The 17,475-nt window shown below is 55.8% G+C and carries 16 protein-coding genes; 10 read left to right on the top strand and 6 right to left on the bottom strand.

Annotation, left to right across the window (positions count from 1 at the left end; all coding sequences use genetic code 11):
- Nucleotides 1–363: 363 nt before the first annotated feature.
- The 5 genes from mnmE to rpmH form a co-directional block, all read right to left on the bottom strand.
- Entirely contained in the window at nt 364–1,728 is a 1,365-nt protein-coding gene (gene mnmE, locus AC2FAK_RS20385) for a tRNA uridine-5-carboxymethylaminomethyl(34) synthesis GTPase MnmE (RefSeq protein ID WP_020685446.1), read from the bottom strand.
- Between the two features lie 72 nt (nt 1,729–1,800).
- On the bottom strand, nt 1,801–3,441 hold the full coding sequence (gene yidC / locus AC2FAK_RS20390; RefSeq protein ID WP_020685445.1) for a membrane protein insertase YidC: 1,641 nt from the start codon (nt 3,439–3,441) through the stop codon (nt 1,801–1,803).
- A gap of 2 nt (nt 3,442–3,443) precedes the next feature.
- Nucleotides 3,444–3,701, bottom strand: a complete 258-nt coding sequence (gene yidD / locus AC2FAK_RS20395; RefSeq protein ID WP_001307474.1) for a membrane protein insertion efficiency factor YidD — start codon at nt 3,699–3,701, stop codon at nt 3,444–3,446.
- Entirely contained in the window at nt 3,665–4,024 is a 360-nt protein-coding gene (rnpA, locus tag AC2FAK_RS20400; RefSeq protein ID WP_028028049.1) for a ribonuclease P protein component, read from the bottom strand. The genes yidD and rnpA overlap by 37 nt, the downstream gene beginning before the upstream one ends.
- Before the next feature lie 16 nt (nt 4,025–4,040).
- On the bottom strand, nt 4,041–4,181 hold the full coding sequence (rpmH, locus tag AC2FAK_RS20405; protein ID WP_000831330.1) for a 50S ribosomal protein L34: 141 nt from the start codon (nt 4,179–4,181) through the stop codon (nt 4,041–4,043).
- A 637-nt stretch (nt 4,182–4,818) separates the two neighbouring features.
- Here rpmH and dnaA point away from each other — a divergent pair.
- From dnaA to gyrB, 4 genes are read left to right on the top strand one after another with little or no spacing between them, the layout of a single operon-like run.
- The gene (gene dnaA, locus AC2FAK_RS20410) at nt 4,819–6,216 is read left to right on the top strand and encodes a chromosomal replication initiator protein DnaA (protein ID WP_014830027.1); all 1,398 of its coding nucleotides are present in this window, start codon (nt 4,819–4,821) and stop codon (nt 6,214–6,216) included.
- Nucleotides 6,217–6,220: 4 nt separating this feature from the next.
- A complete protein-coding gene (gene dnaN / locus AC2FAK_RS20415; protein ID WP_008500170.1) occupies nt 6,221–7,321 on the top strand; it encodes a DNA polymerase III subunit beta in 1,101 nt (366 codons plus the stop codon).
- Nucleotides 7,321–8,394, top strand: a complete 1,074-nt coding sequence (recF, locus tag AC2FAK_RS20420; protein ID WP_095455656.1) for a DNA replication/repair protein RecF — start codon at nt 7,321–7,323, stop codon at nt 8,392–8,394. The genes dnaN and recF overlap by 1 nt, the downstream gene beginning before the upstream one ends.
- A 28-nt stretch (nt 8,395–8,422) precedes the next feature.
- Nucleotides 8,423–10,834, top strand: a complete 2,412-nt coding sequence (gyrB, locus tag AC2FAK_RS20425) for a DNA topoisomerase (ATP-hydrolyzing) subunit B (protein WP_013094780.1) — start codon at nt 8,423–8,425, stop codon at nt 10,832–10,834.
- A 20-nt stretch (nt 10,835–10,854) separates the two neighbouring features.
- Here the strand turns inward: gyrB and AC2FAK_RS20430 are convergent, their stop codons facing one another.
- Complete coding sequence (locus AC2FAK_RS20430; protein ID WP_095455657.1) at nt 10,855–11,802, bottom strand: LysR family transcriptional regulator; 948 nt, start codon at nt 11,800–11,802, stop codon at nt 10,855–10,857.
- A gap of 110 nt (nt 11,803–11,912) precedes the next feature.
- On the opposite strand from AC2FAK_RS20430, the gene AC2FAK_RS20435 reads away from it, so the two are divergent.
- The 6 genes from AC2FAK_RS20435 to dgoD all read left to right on the top strand — a co-directional run bounded on the left by AC2FAK_RS20435 (nt 11,913) and on the right by dgoD (nt 17,402).
- Nucleotides 11,913–12,938 carry a zinc-dependent alcohol dehydrogenase family protein gene (locus AC2FAK_RS20435; RefSeq protein ID WP_095455658.1) on the top strand — a complete coding sequence of 342 codons (1,026 nt, stop codon included), beginning with the start codon at nt 11,913–11,915 and terminating at the stop codon, nt 12,936–12,938.
- Between the two features lie 114 nt (nt 12,939–13,052).
- Complete coding sequence (gene yidA / locus AC2FAK_RS20440; protein ID WP_020685441.1) at nt 13,053–13,865, top strand: sugar-phosphatase; 813 nt, start codon at nt 13,053–13,055, stop codon at nt 13,863–13,865.
- A gap of 226 nt (nt 13,866–14,091) precedes the next feature.
- The gene (dgoR, locus tag AC2FAK_RS20445) at nt 14,092–14,781 is read left to right on the top strand and encodes a D-galactonate utilization transcriptional regulator DgoR (protein ID WP_003861109.1); all 690 of its coding nucleotides are present in this window, start codon (nt 14,092–14,094) and stop codon (nt 14,779–14,781) included.
- Nucleotides 14,778–15,656, top strand: coding sequence for a 2-dehydro-3-deoxygalactonokinase (locus AC2FAK_RS20450; protein ID WP_095455659.1), 879 nt, complete (start codon nt 14,778–14,780; stop codon nt 15,654–15,656). Before dgoR ends, AC2FAK_RS20450 begins: the two co-directional genes overlap by 4 nt.
- Entirely contained in the window at nt 15,640–16,257 is a 618-nt protein-coding gene (locus tag AC2FAK_RS20455; protein WP_020685439.1) for a 2-dehydro-3-deoxy-6-phosphogalactonate aldolase, read from the top strand. The genes AC2FAK_RS20450 and AC2FAK_RS20455 overlap by 17 nt, the downstream gene beginning before the upstream one ends.
- A complete protein-coding gene (dgoD, locus tag AC2FAK_RS20460) occupies nt 16,254–17,402 on the top strand; it encodes a galactonate dehydratase (RefSeq protein ID WP_013094786.1) in 1,149 nt (382 codons plus the stop codon). The genes AC2FAK_RS20455 and dgoD overlap by 4 nt, the downstream gene beginning before the upstream one ends.
- Nucleotides 17,403–17,475 lie beyond the last annotated feature (73 nt).

Consider the following 17,475-nt stretch of genomic DNA (forward strand, 5'->3'; position numbering starts at 1 on the left):
ACCGTCGATACTGAGTGTAAAGCGCAGCCCCTTCAGTGACATAATGATGTCTCCGTAATATAAACGGGTCTCACCTTAGCGCTAATGGTATACAGGAAACAGGTTTTATCCGGATAAAGCCGAAAACCAGGAATTTATAAAGAAATGTATAATCTGAGCTAATTAATGAGTACGAACTATTTGTTATGACGGTGACGTTGTTGCAAAAAAAAACGCTCTGATCTTCTTGCCATGCATCACATTTGGTGGACAGACTGGATTTGCACAGGAAATATCCCCGTAAGAAAAAGCGGCAATATAGATAATCAAAACCCACATTAACAGTCAGTTAATGCGGGTTAATGATCGCACGCGGACTAAATGTTATTTCCCAATACAGAAGCTCGAGAAGATCCTCCCAAGCAGATCGTCCGACGTAAACTCCCCGGTGATCTCACTCAGATTCTGCTGCGCCAGGCGCAACTCTTCCGCCAGCAATTCCCCCGCCCATGCGCCAATCAGCTGCGCTTTGCCCTGCTCGAGGTGACGTGCCGCCTCTTCCAGCGCCTGCAGGTGGCGACGCCGCGCCAGGAAGCCGCCTTCCATGCTGGTGTCAAAGCCCATGCTCTGCTTGAGATGGTTACGCAGGTCGTCAACGCCCTCGCCGGTGCGGGCCGACAGACGGATAAGTGAGTGACCATTCACATCGCTGATGCCCAGCGTTTCGCCGGTGACGTCTGCTTTGTTACGCACCACGGTGATCGGCAGTTTAGCCGGCAGACGGGCGATAAAGTCCGGCCAGATCTCCGCCGGGTCAACGGCGTCGGTCGTGGTGCCATCCACCATAAACAGCACACGGTCGGCCTGCTCAATCTCCTGCCAGGCGCGCTCGATACCAATACGCTCCACTTCGTCGCTGGCATCACGCAGACCCGCAGTGTCGATGATATGCAACGGCATGCCATCGATGTGAATATGCTCGCGCAGCACATCGCGGGTGGTCCCAGCGATGTCGGTCACGATCGCCGCCTCACGGCCCGCGAGGGCGTTCAGCAGGCTCGATTTCCCGGCGTTTGGACGACCCGCGATGACCACCTTCATCCCTTCACGCAGCAGGCTCCCCTGGCGCGCTTCGGCGCGAACGGCATCGAGATCGGCCATCACATCATTGAGCTGGGCTTCAATTTTACCGTCAGAGAGAAAGTCGATTTCTTCATCCGGGAAGTCAATCGCTGCTTCGACGTAGATCCTGAGGTGAGTAAGTGCTTCCACAAGGTGATTTACACGTGCGGAAAACGCGCCCTGCAACGAGTTCAGGGCAGAGCGAGCCGCCTGTTCAGAGCTGGCGTCGATCAGGTCAGCAATCGCCTCGGCTTGCGCCAGGTCGAGCTTGTCGTTGAGGAAGGCACGTTCGGAGAACTCGCCAGGCTTCGCAATACGCAGGCCCGGCAGAGTCAGAATACGTTTTAACAGCAGGTCGAGGATAACCGGGCCGCCGTGACCCTGCAGCTCCAGCACGTCTTCACCAGTAAAGGAGTTCGGGCCGGGGAACCACAGCGCAATGCCCTGGTCCAGTGGGGTACCGTCGCTGTCTTTAAACGGCAGATAATCAGCGTAGCGCGGCTTTGGCAGTTTACCCAGCACCGCTTCAGCGACCTCGCGCGCCTTCAGGCCGGAGATACGCAAAATGCCTACACCACCGCGTCCCGGTGGGGTTGCCTGGGCGACGATAGTGTCGTTATGGCTCATGGTTGCTCTCGTTCAATACAAATAAAAAAGGCGGTCAATCGACCGCCCTTATTTTAGCGTTAACTTACCGAATCAGGACTTTTTCTTTTCGCGGCTATGCAGGCCACGTTTTTCCAGACCACGGTAAATAAGCTGCTGCTGGATGATGGTCACCAGGTTGCTGACGATATAGTACAGCACCAGACCTGACGGGAACCACAGGAAGAACACGGTGAAGATGACCGGCATAAAGGTCATGATCTTCTGCTGCATCGGGTCGGTCACGGTGGTCGGAGACATCTTCTGGATGAAGAACATCGTCACGCCCATCAGGATCGGCAGGATGTAGTACGGGTCCTGTGCGGACAGGTCATGGATCCACAGGGCGAACGGCGCATGGCGCAGCTCAACGGAACCCATCAGCATGTAGTACAGCGCAAGGAAGATTGGCATCTGAATCAGCAGCGGGAAGCAGCCACCCAGCGGGTTCACTTTCTCTGCTTTATACAGGGCCATCATCTCCTGGCTCTGACGCTGTTTGTCATCGCCCAGACGCTCGCGCATTGCCTGAATCTTCGGCTGCAGCATACGCATCTTCGCCATGGAGGTGTACTGCGCTTTGGTCAGCGGGTACATGATGCCACGTACGATGAAGGTGATAACGATGATGGAGAAGCCCCAGTTACCCAGGAAGCTGTGGATGAACTTCAGCAGCTTGAACAGCGGCTGAGAGATGAACCACAACCAGCCGTAGTCAACGGTCAGATCCAGGTGCGGTGCAACAGCAGCCATTTTGTCCTGGATTTCCGGGCCGACCCACAGGGTGCTTGCCAGCTTACCGGTTTGACCCGGCTGAACCAGAACCGGCTGAGATTTGTAGCCGATAGCCGCAATACCGTTGCCCAGATTCGCGGTGTAGAAGTTATTGGTACCGTCGTTATTTGGGATCCAGGCCGTTGCGAAATACTGCTGCAACATTGCCACCCAACCGCCTTTGGAGCTGACGTTCAGGTTTTCGTTATCGGCAATGGTGTCGAATTTGTATTTCTCATACTTCGCGTCAGGCGTGGAGTATGCCGCGCCACGGAAGGTATGCAGCGCAAAGTTGCTGCTTCCGGTGTCACGGTGAGACGGCAGATTGATGGACTGCTTCAGCTGACCAAAGGTCGATACTTCAAGCGGTTTCGCACCGGCGTTCTGTACGCTGTAGCCCACGTTCACTGCATATTCACCGCGTTTCAGGGTGAAGGTTTTAGTGAAGGTGTTGCCTGCCGCGTCGGTGTAGGTCATCGGAATAACGAGTTCGTTCTGGCCATCAGCCAGTACAAAGGTGTCGTTTTCGACGTTGTACAGTGGACGCGCACCGTTAGCCGGGTTATCCGGGCCATCACGACCGGTCAGGCCGCTCTGCGCCTGGTAGATAAACTCTGGCGTGGTTTCCAGTAACTGGAACGGCTCGGTAGACTTCAGCTCTTTCGGGTAGGTCAACAGCAGCGCCTGCTCAACATCACCACCACGGGTGTTGATAGTCAGCTCAAGCACATCGGTCTTAACCGTAATCTGTTTCCCCTGGCCACTGGCCGGTACGCCCTGGTCGGCGGCACTCCCCTGGCTGCTCGTTGTCTGCGTGGTCTGCTGCTGGGGTTGAGGATTTTTATCCTGCTCCCATGCCTGCCAGATCATGAAAGACACGAACAACAAAGCGATGATAAGAAGATTGCGTTGCGAATCCATCGTTAGTGTTCTCTGGTATCAAAGGGTCCTGGGGGGACGGGGTCGTCTCCACCTGGGTGTAAAGGGTGGCATTTTAATACGCGTTTCACCGTCAACCAACTGCCTTTTATCACTCCAAACCTGCGCAATGCCTCAATTCCGTAGCTTGAGCATGTTGGCGTGAAACGGCAGTGTGGCCCGAGTAGCGGACTAATCAGGCGTTGATAGACCCGAATGAGGGCTATCAGGACCCGCGAGCCAGGCGACAGTGGCGGCGCCATAATTTTTCCAACGCTTCCGAGAGAGCACGGTTATCGAGGTCGGCAACCCCTTTTTTCGCCACCACCACGAAATCCATAGAAGGCAGTTCGTGCTGACGTAAACGGAAGCTTTCACGCGTCAGACGTTTAATCCGGTTGCGTTCATGCGCACGCTTAACGTTTTTCTTGGCGACAGTAAGACCGATGCGGGGATGCCCCAGCGAATTTTGGCGGCCGAGGATGGTGATTTGCGGCGTGCCAGCCCGTAGTGGCTGCTGGAAGACGAAAGTGAAATGAGCGGGAGTTAACAAACGTAACTCCCTGGGAAATGCTAGCTTAACCACTCAGGGGTTAGCTTTATTACTTGGAAACGGTCAGACGAGCGCGGCCTTTAGCACGACGACGTGCCAGAACCTGACGACCATTTTTAGTAGCCATACGAGCACGGAAGCCGTGAGAACGGTTGCGCTTCAGTACAGACGGTTGAAAAGTGCGTTTCATGGCGATTTCTACCTAAACTTGAATAAATTCACTGACTTTTGCGTATACCCGAACGAGATTCGAACGACTAACGCCTCAGCGTGGGTGATTAAAGAGGCCGGATTGTAATAATTGTACACTCCGGAGTCAATTCTCTTTCCTTATTTCCCGCGTATTTCCGCACGATTTCGCGTGGAAAATGAGCAACGGACGACGCAGGAAGAAGAGCATCACGCGCCGGGTCGAGGATTATACGGTCTCATCAACAAAGCGCAAGGATCGTCCTGGATCTTCGTTAGATCATTTAAGCAAAAAATTGTCTGTTCTCATTAAATTTTCCAATATGCGGGCTAAATCGTGGGGCACTCCCGCCAGGATCGTTTACACTTACCCGGTTTCGGATCTTCCTGTGGATAAATCGGGAAGAATCTGTGAGAAACAGAAGATCTCTGGCTCAGTTTAGGCTATGATCCGCGGTCCCGATCGGGATCCAGCGATCCTGGCCGGGCATAAACACAATATCGTTCAGGTTGTTTCAACGATGGCGTGTATAACCGCAGATAGCGGTTCGCACATCCCCCTCATTGGGTCATGTCGATGTGCGCCAACAATCATGAATATTCAATAGTTTTCTTTTATTGTTCGAGTGGAGTCCGCCGTGTCACTTTCGCTTTGGCAGCAGTGTCTTGCCCGATTGCAGGATGAGTTACCAGCCACAGAATTCAGTATGTGGATCCGCCCGTTGCAGGCGGAACTGAGCGATAACACGCTGGCTTTGTATGCGCCAAACCGTTTTGTGCTCGATTGGGTAAGGGACAAGTACCTTAATAACATCAATGGACTGCTGAATGATTTCTGCGGGTCAGATGCCCCGCAGCTGCGCTTTGAAGTAGGCACAAAGCCGGTTACCCAGACGGTGCGCGAAACCGTAAACGTGGCAGCGCCTGCTCAGGCGGCACCCGCTCCGGCTCCTCGCGTTGCTCCTGCTGCACGTCCGGGTTGGGATAATGTGCCTGCCCCGGCAGAACCGACCTACCGCTCTAACGTTAACGTCAAACACACCTTCGATAACTTCGTGGAAGGTAAATCGAACCAGCTGGCACGCGCGGCGGCTCGCCAGGTGGCAGACAACCCCGGTGGAGCCTATAACCCGCTGTTCCTCTATGGCGGCACGGGTCTGGGTAAAACGCACCTTCTGCACGCGGTGGGTAACGGCATTATGGCGCGCAAGCCAAATGCGAAAGTGGTGTATATGCACTCCGAGCGCTTCGTTCAGGACATGGTAAAGGCCCTGCAAAACAATGCGATCGAAGAGTTTAAACGCTATTATCGTTCTGTTGATGCGCTGCTGATCGATGACATTCAGTTCTTTGCGAATAAAGAACGATCGCAGGAGGAGTTTTTCCACACCTTCAATGCGCTGCTGGAAGGTAACCAGCAGATCATTTTGACCTCGGATCGTTATCCAAAAGAGATCAACGGTGTGGAAGATCGTCTGAAATCCCGCTTCGGCTGGGGCCTGACCGTGGCGATCGAGCCGCCGGAACTGGAAACCCGCGTCGCGATCCTGATGAAAAAAGCCGATGAGAACGACATTCGCCTGCCGGGTGAAGTGGCGTTCTTTATTGCCAAGCGTCTGCGTTCCAACGTTCGTGAGCTGGAAGGGGCGCTGAACCGCGTCATCGCCAATGCCAACTTTACCGGCCGCGCGATCACCATCGATTTTGTGCGTGAAGCGCTGCGCGATCTGCTGGCACTGCAGGAAAAACTGGTCACTATCGACAACATTCAGAAGACGGTGGCCGAGTACTACAAAATCAAAGTGGCAGATTTACTGTCTAAACGTCGTTCCCGCTCGGTGGCGCGCCCGCGTCAGATGGCGATGGCGCTGGCAAAGGAGTTAACCAACCACAGTCTGCCGGAGATCGGCGATGCGTTTGGTGGCCGTGACCATACGACCGTGCTGCACGCTTGTCGCAAGATTGAGCAGTTACGCGAAGAAAGCCACGACATAAAAGAAGATTTTTCCAATTTAATCAGAACATTATCATCGTGACGCTATGAAATTTACCGTTGAACGTGAACATTTATTAAAACCGCTGCAACAGGTGAGTGGCCCATTAGGTGGCCGCCCAACGCTGCCTATTCTCGGAAACCTGCTGCTTCAGGTCGCGGACGGTACGCTGTCGCTGACCGGCACAGACCTGGAAATGGAAATGATCGCGCGCGTTACGCTGACTCAGCCGCATGACGCAGGCGCGACCACGGTTCCGGCACGTAAATTCTTTGATATCTGCCGCGGGCTGCCGGAAGGCGCAGAGATCGCGGTGCAGCTGGAAGGCGACCGCATGCTGGTGCGCTCTGGCCGCAGCCGTTTCTCCCTCTCCACGCTGCCTGCTGCGGACTTCCCGAACCTGGACGACTGGCAAAGTGAAGTCGAATTCACCCTGCCGCAGGCGACGATGAAGCGTCTGATTGAAGCCACGCAGTTCTCTATGGCGCACCAGGACGTTCGTTACTATTTAAACGGCATGCTGTTCGAAACCGAAGGGGAAGAGCTGCGTACCGTGGCCACCGACGGCCACCGTCTGGCGGTCTGTTCCATGCCAATTGGCGACTCACTACCAAACCATTCGGTGATTGTGCCGCGTAAAGGCGTAATTGAGCTGATGCGTATGCTCGACGGTGGCGACACGCCGCTGCGCGTGCAGATCGGCAGCAACAACATCCGCGCTCACGTGGGCGATTTTGTCTTCACATCCAAGCTGGTTGACGGTCGTTTCCCGGATTATCGCCGCGTATTGCCGAAGAACCCGGACAAAACGCTGGAAGCGGGTTGCGATAGCCTCAAGCAGGCGTTTGCCCGCGCGGCCATTCTCTCGAACGAGAAATTCCGCGGTGTGCGCCTGTACGTAAGTGAAAACCAGATCAAAATCACCGCCAATAACCCGGAGCAGGAAGAGGCAGAAGAGATTCTGGACGTCACCTACGCCGGGGCGGAGATGGAAATCGGGTTTAACGTCAGCTACGTGCTGGACGTGCTGAATGCACTGAAATGCGAGAACGTTCGCATTCTGCTGACTGACTCCGTTTCGAGCGTACAGATTGAAGATGCCGCATCACAGTCGGCTGCGTATGTTGTTATGCCAATGAGACTGTAATGTCGCTCACCCGTCTGTTGATCCGCGACTTTCGCAATATCGAAAGCGCGGATCTCGCTTTATCCCCTGGCTTTAACTTCCTGGTTGGCGCGAACGGCAGCGGCAAAACCAGCGTGCTTGAAGCCATCTATACGCTCGGCCATGGCCGGGCGTTTCGCAGTTTGCAGATTGGTCGCGTGATTCGCCACGAACAGGAATCCTTTGTCCTGCACGGGCGTTTGCAGGGTGAGGAGCGGGAAACCGCCATTGGCCTGACCAAAGACAAGCAGGGCGACAGCAAGGTGCGCATCGACGGTACCGACGGCCACAAAGTGGCGGAGCTGGCGCTGCTGATGCCGATGCAGCTGATCACGCCGGAGGGGTTTACTTTACTCAACGGCGGCCCCAAATACAGAAGAGCGTTCCTCGACTGGGGATGCTTTCACAACGAAGCCGGTTTCTTTAACGCCTGGAGCAACCTGAAGCGTCTGCTTAAGCAGCGTAACGCCGCATTGCGCCTGGTCACGCGCTACGCCCAGCTGCGCCCGTGGGACATGGAATTAATTCCTCTTGCGGAACAAATCAGCCGCTGGCGTGCCGAATACAGCGCAGGCATCGCCGAAGATATGGCCGACACCTGCAAACAGTTTTTACCTGAATTTTCTCTCACCTTCTCCTTCCTGCGCGGCTGGGAAAAAGAGACGGATTATGCCGAGGTGCTGGAGAGAAACTTCGAGCGCGACCGTATGTTGACCTACACCGCGCACGGCCCGCACAAGGCGGATTTCCGTATTCGTGCTGACGGTGCGCCGGTGGAAGACACACTGTCGCGTGGGCAGCTCAAGCTCCTGATGTGCGCGCTGCGCCTGGCGCAGGGGGAGTTCCTCACCCGCGAAAGCGGGCGACGCTGCCTGTACCTGATAGATGATTTTGCCTCGGAACTTGACGACGCGCGGCGCGGGCTGCTTGCCAGCCGCTTAAAAGCCACGCAGTCGCAGGTTTTCGTCAGCGCTATCAGCGCTGAACACGTTATGGACATGTCGGACGAAAATTCGAAGATGTTTACCGTGGAAAAGGGTAAAATAACGGATTAACCCAAGTTGAAATGAGCGAGAAACGTTGATGTCGAATTCTTATGACTCCTCCAGTATCAAAGTCCTGAAAGGGCTGGATGCGGTGCGTAAGCGCCCGGGTATGTATATCGGCGATACGGATGACGGCACCGGTCTGCACCACATGGTATTCGAGGTGGTAGATAACGCTATCGACGAAGCGCTCGCGGGTCACTGTAAAGACATTATCGTCACCATCCACGCCGATAACTCCGTTTCCGTACAGGATGACGGCCGTGGTATCCCGACCGGTATCCACCCGGAAGAGGGCGTGTCTGCTGCAGAAGTGATCATGACCGTTCTGCACGCAGGCGGTAAATTTGACGATAACTCCTATAAAGTCTCCGGCGGCCTGCACGGCGTAGGTGTTTCCGTGGTAAACGCCCTGTCGCAGAAACTGGAACTGGTTATCCAGCGCGAAGGCAAAATTCACCGCCAGATCTATCAGCACGGCGTGCCTGAAGCGCCGCTGGCCGTGACCGGCGATACCGAAAAAACCGGTACCATGGTGCGTTTCTGGCCGAGCCTCGAAACCTTCACCAACGTCACCGAGTTCGAGTACGACATCCTGGCAAAACGCCTGCGTGAACTGTCGTTCCTGAACTCCGGCGTCTCAATTCGTCTGCGTGACAAACGCGACAACAAAGAAGACCACTTCCACTATGAAGGTGGTATCAAAGCGTTCGTTGAATACCTGAACAAGAACAAAACGCCAATTCACCCAAATATCTTCTATTTCTCTACGGAAAAAGACGGTATCGGCGTGGAAGTGGCTCTGCAGTGGAACGACGGTTTCCAGGAAAACATCTACTGCTTCACCAACAACATTCCACAGCGTGACGGTGGTACGCACCTTGCGGGCTTCCGTGCGGCGATGACCCGTACCCTGAACGCCTACATGGACAAAGAAGGCTACAGCAAAAAAGCGAAAGTCAGCGCCACCGGTGATGACGCCCGTGAAGGCCTGATTGCTGTTGTCTCCGTGAAAGTGCCGGATCCGAAGTTCTCCTCACAGACCAAAGACAAGCTGGTCTCCTCTGAGGTGAAATCGGCGGTTGAACAGCAGATGAACGAACTGCTGAGCGACTACCTGCAGGAAAACCCGAACGACGCGAAAATTGTTGTTGGTAAAATTATCGATGCGGCGCGTGCCCGTGAAGCGGCGCGTAAAGCCCGTGAAATGACCCGCCGTAAAGGCGCGCTGGACTTAGCGGGTCTGCCGGGCAAACTGGCTGACTGCCAGGAACGCGACCCGGCGCTGTCCGAACTGTACCTTGTGGAAGGGGACTCCGCGGGCGGTTCTGCGAAGCAGGGCCGTAACCGTAAGAACCAGGCCATCCTGCCGTTGAAAGGTAAAATCCTCAACGTTGAGAAAGCGCGTTTCGACAAAATGCTCTCTTCTCAGGAAGTGGCGACGCTGATCACCGCGCTGGGCTGCGGCATTGGTCGTGACGAATACAACCCGGACAAGCTGCGCTATCACAGCATCATCATCATGACCGATGCGGACGTCGACGGCTCGCACATCCGTACGCTGCTGTTGACCTTCTTCTACCGTCAGATGCCGGAAATCGTTGAACGCGGCCACGTCTATATTGCACAGCCGCCGCTGTACAAAGTGAAGAAAGGCAAACAGGAACAGTACATCAAAGATGACGACGCGATGGATCAGTACCAAATCGCGATCGCACTTGATGGTGCGACCCTGCATGCGAACTCCAGCGCTCCGGCACTGGCAGGTGAGCCGCTGGAGCGTCTGGTGTCTGAGTTCAACGCCACGCAGAAAATGATTGGTCGTATGGAGCGTCGCTATCCAAAAGCGCTGCTGAAGGAGCTGATCTATCAGCCAACCCTGACTGAAGCCGATCTGAGCAACGAGCAGGCGGTGACCCGCTGGGTGAACGCGCTGGTGAGCGAGCTGAACGAGAAAGAGCAGCACGGTAGCCAGTGGAAGTTCGACGTTCAGCAGAACGCGGCGCAGCAGTTTGAGCCGATTATTCGCGTGCGTACCCACGGCGTCGATACCGATTACCCGCTGGAGCACGAGTTTGTGACCGGCCCGGAATACCGTCGTATCTGCACTCTTGGCGAGAAGCTGCGTGGTCTGATTGAAGATGATGCGTTCATCGAACGTGGCGAACGTCGCCAGCCGGTGGCCAGCTTCGAACAGGCGCTGGAATGGCTGGTGAAAGAGTCCCGTCGCGGCCTCTCTATCCAGCGTTATAAAGGTCTGGGCGAAATGAACCCGGATCAGCTGTGGGAAACCACCATGGATCCGGAAAGCCGTCGCATGCTGCGCGTTACGGTTAAAGACGCGATTGCTGCCGACCAGTTGTTCACGACCCTGATGGGCGATGCGGTTGAACCTCGTCGTGCCTTCATCGAAGAGAACGCACTGAAAGCGGCGAATATCGATATTTAATCGTTGTTATACAGCACGACTCAGGCCGCGCATTTAGCGCGGCTTTTTTTGGGCGCAGGCATATCCAGCGACAGCACTGACGGTAAACGGCTGGCAAGCGTATCGATGGCAATTCTGACTCTGAGTGGCAGATGCGGCGTCTGTTGCCAGACTGCATGAACGTCGAAGCGTACGTCCGGCGCCTGCTTTAAAAGCGGGATGAGTTTCCCCTGCTGTATTTCTCTGCGGGCCATCCAGCAGGGCAACCATGCAATGCCGTATCCTGCCAGCGCTGCGTCGCAAATCGCCTGCAAATCATCCATATTGAGGGATGAGCGGGGAGTAAAGGTGTGCGATCTCCCTTCGTTATCCATCAGCTGCCAGGGTAACACTCTGCCTGCTCGCAGATAGTTAATGGCAGTATGGTGGGGTAAATCAGCAACGGTGTCTGGCTGACCGCTTTTTTGCAGATATTCTGGCGCAGCACACAGCACCATGCGGTGTTCTCCCAGCCTTCTGGCGACCAGAACGCTACTGTCCTGCAGCGTGCCGTTGCGCACCGCCATATCAAACCCTTCCTCTACGAGATCCACCACGCGGTCGCTGAATGACATTTCCAGTTCAAGACCGGGATGTTCCTGCGCCAGTTCTATCAGCAGTGGCGCGACGCACTGGCGACCAAACAGCACCGGCATGGCCACACGCAGGCGGCCGCTGATCTGCTGCTTCCCCGTTTCCAGCAGCGATTCCGCGCCCCTAATCTCCTCCAGCGCGCGCAGGCAGCGCTCGTAAAAAAGCGCCCCGTTATCGGTCAGGCTTTGGCTGCGGGTGGTGCGGTGAAACAGACGGACTCCCAGCCGCTCTTCCAGGCGAGCGATGCTTTTTCCCACCGCGGAGCGCGACAAATGCAGGCGGATCGCGGCCTGCGCAAAACTGCCCGCCTCCACGGCGGCCACGAAAACGGGAATATCCTTCAGCGTACTGGTCATGGATTGTTTCCATTATGGCGTCAATAGTGGGAAAAATTATCGCCACTGGCAACAAGGAGTCAACGGTAGACTGTCGATACTGAAGCTTATTTAACGGCAGGAGAAAAACGATGGCAGAGACAATGCAACGCTGGTCAATGAACGCTCTCGGACGGGAGAATCTTAAACTCACCCAGGAACCTGTTCCGAAGCCAGGTCCAGGCGAAGTGCGCGTGCGGGTGAATGCCGTTGCGCTCAACTATCGCGATAAAATGGTTATTGAAGGCATGATGCCGATCCCGCTTTCCTTCCCGTTCACACCGGCGTCTGACATGGCCGGCGTGGTGGACAGCATTGGTGAAGGCGTGACGCGTTTTCAACCTGGCGCTCGCGTCATCTCGACGTTCTTCCCGGAGTGGATCGACGGCAGGCCGCAGGCGGATGCCCGTCATTTGCCCTATAAAACGAGCGGAGGGTACTTCCCGGGGATGCTGGCTGAGTACGTGATCGTGAATGAAAACGGGCTGGTGGCCGCTCCGGAAACCCTGGATGACGTTGAGGCCAGCACATTACCTTGTGCAGGGCTAACCGCCTGGTTTGCGCTGGTGGAGCGCGGGAACTTGCGAGCCGGACAATCGGTGCTGGTACAAGGCACCGGCGGGGTGGCGATTTTCGCACTGCAAATTGCAAAAGCACTCGGTGCAGAGGTTTACGTGACCTCGGGGAGTGATGAAAAGCTGGCGCGGGCCAAAAAACTGGGAGCCGATCGGGGTATCAACCGGCTGAAAGGCGACTGGGCTGAAGCGCTTTTAACGCTGACTCAGGATCGCGGCATTGACCACATTATTGAAACCGTGGGGGGAGAAAACCTGCAGCACTCCCTGCGTGCCGTTGCCGTTCATGGACGCATCTCGGTTATTGGCGTGCTGGCCGGGACCGACATTTCGCTGTCAGCAGGTGAGCTGCTACTGAAATCCCCGGTTATTCAGGGAATTGGCGTCGGGCATCGCCGTGCGCTGGAAGAGTTTGTCCGCGCCGTGGAAGTGACAGGGCTGAAACCGGTCATTGAGCAGCGCTACCGTTTTGACCAGCTGGAGCAGGCGCTGGAACACCTCGATCGCGGCGCGTTTGGTAAAATCGTCCTCACCCGCGAGTGAGCCAACGTTCCCCGGGATTGCGGAAAAAGGGGTTTTCTGTTGCGCAATGTAGCTCTATTTTTGTGTGCTTAATCGCGTTAGCATGAGGTAGCACTCATTTATCCCGGGGACCTCATGGCTATCAAACTCATTGCTATCGATATGGACGGCACGCTGCTGCTGCCAGACCACACTATCTCTCCAGCCGTTAAAAACGCAATCGCCGCGGCGCGCGCAAAGGGCGTGAATGTGGTACTGACCACCGGGCGTCCGTATGCGGGCGTGCACAGCTACCTCAAAGAGCTACACATGAATCAGCCGGGCGATTACTGCATCACCTATAACGGCGCGCTGGTGCAGAAAGCGGCGGACGGCAGCACGGTTGCGCAAACCGCGCTGAATTATGATGACTATCTGTTCCTGGAAAAACTGTCCCGTGAAGTCGGGTCTCACTTCCACGCGCTCGATCGTACAACGCTCTACACCGCTAACCGCGACATCAGCTATTACACCGTGCACGAATCGTATGTCGCCACCATTCCGCTGGTGTTCTGTGAAGCAGAAAAAATGGATCCGAACACTCAGTTCCTGAAAGTGATGATGATCGATGAGCCAGAGATCCTCGATAAAGCCATTGCGCGCATCCCGGCGGAGGTCAAAGAGAAATACACTGTGCTGAAAAGCGCACCGTACTTCCTCGAAATCCTCGATAAACGCGTCAATAAGGGCACTGGCGTGAAGTCGCTTGCCGACGCGCTGGGCATTAAGCCTGAAGAGATCATGGCCCTGGGCGATCAGGAAAACGACATCGCAATGATTGAATACGCGGGTATGGGCGTGGCGATGGAAAACGCCATCCCGTCAGTGAAAGAAGTGGCGAACTTCGTCACCAAATCTAACCTGGAAGACGGCGTGGCTTACGCGATTGAGAAATTTGTCCTGTCTTAGCAGTCGCCCTTAATCATCAGCCTCGGTTATCGACCGGGGCTTTTTTTGGCCCTGAGTTTATTGAATTGTTCTTTTTGTGATCTGGATTGTAGTACAACATTAACTGATTGTACTACATTGTCACCAAGGCAAAGGCGAAAGGCCTCACGTTTGTACTGCAAAAGTGAGGCGAAATTCAGCGGTCGCGGTAAAGTAGTGATGGACTTACAGAGCACAAGGACTCTCCATGACTCTCAATAAAACCGATCGCATTGTCATCACGCTGGGTACACAGATTGTGGGTGGCAAATATGTTCCCGGCTCGCCGCTACCGGCAGAGGCAGAACTGTGTGAGGAGTTTGAAACCTCCCGCAACATCATCCGGGAAGTGTTCCGCTCGCTGATGGCGAAGCGGCTGATTGAAATGAAACGCTATCGCGGCGCGTTTGTTGCTCCGCGTAACCAGTGGAACTACCTCGATACCGATGTTCTGCAGTGGGTACTGGAAAACGATTACGACCCGCGGCTGATTGGCGCCATGAGCGAGGTACGAAACCTGGTAGAACCGGCTATCGCCCGCTGGGCGGCAGAGCGCGCCACCTCAGGTGACCTGGCGCAGATTGAGTCGGCGCTGAACGACATGATCGCCAATAACCAGAACCGTGAGGCATTTAACGAGGCGGATATTCGCTACCACGAGGCGGTACTGCAGTCGGTGCATAACCCGGTGTTACAGCAGCTTAGCGTGGCGATCAGCTCGCTACAGCGAGCAGTATTTGAACGTACCTGGATGGGTGATGAGGCCAATATGCCAAAAACGCTCCAGGAACATAAAGCGCTGTTCGATGCGATACGGCATCAGGACGGCGATGCGGCAGAGCAGGCGGCGCTCACCATGATTGCCAGCTCAACACGAAGGCTGAAGGAAATTACATGACATCACGCTACATCGCAATTGACTGGGGATCGACCAATCTGCGCGCCTGGCTGTACCAGGGCGAGCAGTGCCTGGAGAGCAGGCAATCAGAAGCAGGCGTGACGCGTCTGAACGGAAAATCCCCCGAGGCGGTGTTAGCAGAGGTCACACAAAACTGGCGCGACAGCGCCACGCCCGTGGTGATGGCGGGGATGGTGGGCAGCAACGTGGGCTGGAAAATCGCGCCTTATCTGCCTGTTCCTGCCCCTTTCTCCGCCATTGGCGAGCAGTTAACGTCCGTTGGCGACAATATCTGGATTGTTCCCGGTTTGTGCGTCTCGCGCGACGATAACCATAACGTGATGCGCGGTGAAGAGACACAGCTGCTCGGTGCGCGCACGCTTTCTCCTTCTTCTGTCTACGTCATGCCCGGCACGCACTGCAAGTGGGTCCAGGCAGATGCAGAGTATATCTACGATTTTCGCACCGTAATGACCGGCGAATTGCACCATTTGCTGCTTAATCATTCGCTGTTGGGGGCCGGTTTACCGGAGCAGGTTCCGTCGCCGGAGGCGTTTGCTGCTGGCCTTGCTCGTGGGATCGCTTCTCCTGATGTTTTGCCGCAACTTTTTGAGGTTCGCGCCTCGCACGTGCTGGGAAATCTCCCGCGCGAGCAGGTCAGCGAGTTTCTTTCTGGCCTGCTGATTGGCGCAGAAGTCGCCAGCATGCGTGAGTTCGTCGGGCGCGAGCAGGCTGTCACGATTGTCGCTGGTGCAGCGCTGACGTCGCGCTACGAGCAGGCGTTTCGCGCGATTGGCCGTGAAGTATCAACGGTATCCGGCGACACGGCATTTCAGGCAGGAATAAGGAGCATCGCTCATGCAGTGGCAAACTAGTCTTCCCCTTATCGCAATCTTGCGCGGCATTACCCCCGACGAGGCGCTGGCGCACGTCGGTGCCGTGATCGACGCCGGATTCGACGCGGTGGAAATCCCGCTCAACTCCCCCGAATGGGAAAAAAGTATTCCGACAGTGGTAGAGGCCTTTGGTGATAAAGCGCTGATTGGCGCAGGAACCGTCTTGCAGCCGGAGCAGGTGGAGAGGCTGGCAAAGATGGGCTGCAAGCTCATCGTCACCCCCAACATCAACCCCGAGGTGATCCGCCGCGCGGTGAGCTATGGAATGACCGTGTGTCCAGGATGCGCGACGGCAACCGAAGCCTTTACCGCCCTCGATGCGGGTGCACAGTCGCTCAAAATTTTCCCGTCGTCGGCCTTTGGTCCTGACTATATCAAAGCACTGAAAGCGGTCTTGCCCGCCAGCGTGCCGGTCTTTGCCGTGGGCGGCGTGACGCCAGAAAACCTGGCGCAGTGGATTAACGCCGGTTGTGTGGGCGCGGGGCTGGGCAGCGATCTCTATCGCGCCGGACAGTCCGTTGAGCGTACCGCGCAGCAGGCGGCAGCATTTGTGAAAGCGTATCGAGAGGCAGTGCAATGAAAATAACCAAACTCACCACGTACCGTTTACCCCCGCGCTGGATGTTCCTGAAAATCGAAACCGATGAAGGCGTGGTTGGCTGGGGTGAACCGGTGATAGAAGGGCGCGCGCGCACCGTGGAGGCCGCGGTGCATGAGCTGGGGGAATACCTGATTGGTCAGGATCCGGCACGCATTAACGACCTGTGGCAGGTGATGTACCGGGCGGGCTTTTATCGCGGTGGCCCAATCCTGATGAGCGCCATCGCCGGTATTGACCAGGCGCTGTGGGATATCAAAGGCAAAGTGCTGAATGCCCCGGTCTGGCAGCTGATGGGCGGCCTGGTACGCGACAAAATCAAAGCCTACAGCTGGGTGGGTGGCGACCGTCCTGCGGAAGTGATCGACGGTATTACGCAGCTGCGCAATATCGGCTTCGATACTTTTAAGCTCAACGGCTGTGAAGAGATGGGCGTGATTGACAACTCGCGCGCGGTGGACCGGGCGGTGAATACCGTGGCGCAAATCCGTGAAGCTTTCGGTAACGAGATTGAGTTTGGTCTGGATTTCCACGGACGCGTCAGTGCGCCAATGGCCAAAGTGCTGATTAAAGAGCTGGAGCCCTATCGTCCGCTGTTTATTGAAGAGCCCGTCCTGGCCGAGCAGGCGGAGTACTATCCGAAACTGGCTGAACAGACCCATATTCCTATCGCCGCAGGTGAGCGTATGTTCTCGCGCTTCGAGTTCAAACGCGTGCTGGAAGCAGGCGGTATTGCGATCCTGCAACCGGATCTCTCCCATGCGGGCGGTATCACCGAATGTTACAAAATTGCCGGGATGGCAGAAGCCTACGATGTGGCGCTGGCACCGCACTGTCCGCTGGGGCCCGTTGCGCTGGCGGCCTGCCTGCACGTGGATTTTGTCTCCCGCAATGCCGTGTTCCAGGAACAGAGCATGGGTATTCACTATAACAAGGGCGCGGAATTGCTCGACTTTGTGAAAAACAAAGAAGACTTCAGCATGGAAGGCGGTTTCTTCAAACCATTAATGAAGCCGGGCCTTGGCGTAGACATTGACGAAGCCAAAGTCATTGAGCTCAGTAAAAATGCGCCGGACTGGCGTAACCCGCTGTGGCGCCATGAGGACGGCTCCGTAGCCGAGTGGTAAATCGCCGGATGGCGCTACGCTTATCCGGACTACTCTCTCGTAGGCCCGGTAAGCGTAGCGCCACCGGGCAAAA

Source organism: Enterobacter cloacae complex sp. 394F7 (assembly GCF_057320385.1).

Excerpts from the sequence above, each read along its gene's own strand:
- AC2FAK_RS20435 (WP_095455658.1), top strand. The coding sequence starts at position 11,913 with ATGGCAGAGACAATGCAACGCTGGTCAATGAACGCTCTCGGACGGGAG.
- gyrB (WP_013094780.1), top strand. The coding sequence starts at position 8,423 with ATGTCGAATTCTTATGACTCCTCCAGTATCAAAGTCCTGAAAGGGCTG.
- AC2FAK_RS20450 (WP_095455659.1), top strand. The coding sequence starts at position 14,778 with ATGACATCACGCTACATCGCAATTGACTGGGGATCGACCAATCTGCGC.
- yidD (WP_001307474.1), bottom strand. The coding sequence starts at position 3,701 with ATGGCGCCGCCACTGTCGCCTGGCTCGCGGGTCCTGATAGCCCTCATT.
- yidC (WP_020685445.1), bottom strand. The coding sequence starts at position 3,441 with ATGGATTCGCAACGCAATCTTCTTATCATCGCTTTGTTGTTCGTGTCT.
- dnaN (WP_008500170.1), top strand. The coding sequence starts at position 6,221 with ATGAAATTTACCGTTGAACGTGAACATTTATTAAAACCGCTGCAACAG.
- rpmH (WP_000831330.1), bottom strand. The coding sequence starts at position 4,181 with ATGAAACGCACTTTTCAACCGTCTGTACTGAAGCGCAACCGTTCTCAC.
- recF (WP_095455656.1), top strand. The coding sequence starts at position 7,321 with ATGTCGCTCACCCGTCTGTTGATCCGCGACTTTCGCAATATCGAAAGC.
- AC2FAK_RS20430 (WP_095455657.1), bottom strand. The coding sequence starts at position 11,802 with ATGACCAGTACGCTGAAGGATATTCCCGTTTTCGTGGCCGCCGTGGAG.
- mnmE (WP_020685446.1), bottom strand. The coding sequence starts at position 1,728 with ATGAGCCATAACGACACTATCGTCGCCCAGGCAACCCCACCGGGACGC.
- yidA (WP_020685441.1), top strand. The coding sequence starts at position 13,053 with ATGGCTATCAAACTCATTGCTATCGATATGGACGGCACGCTGCTGCTG.
- dgoR (WP_003861109.1), top strand. The coding sequence starts at position 14,092 with ATGACTCTCAATAAAACCGATCGCATTGTCATCACGCTGGGTACACAG.
- AC2FAK_RS20455 (WP_020685439.1), top strand. The coding sequence starts at position 15,640 with ATGCAGTGGCAAACTAGTCTTCCCCTTATCGCAATCTTGCGCGGCATT.
- dgoD (WP_013094786.1), top strand. The coding sequence starts at position 16,254 with ATGAAAATAACCAAACTCACCACGTACCGTTTACCCCCGCGCTGGATG.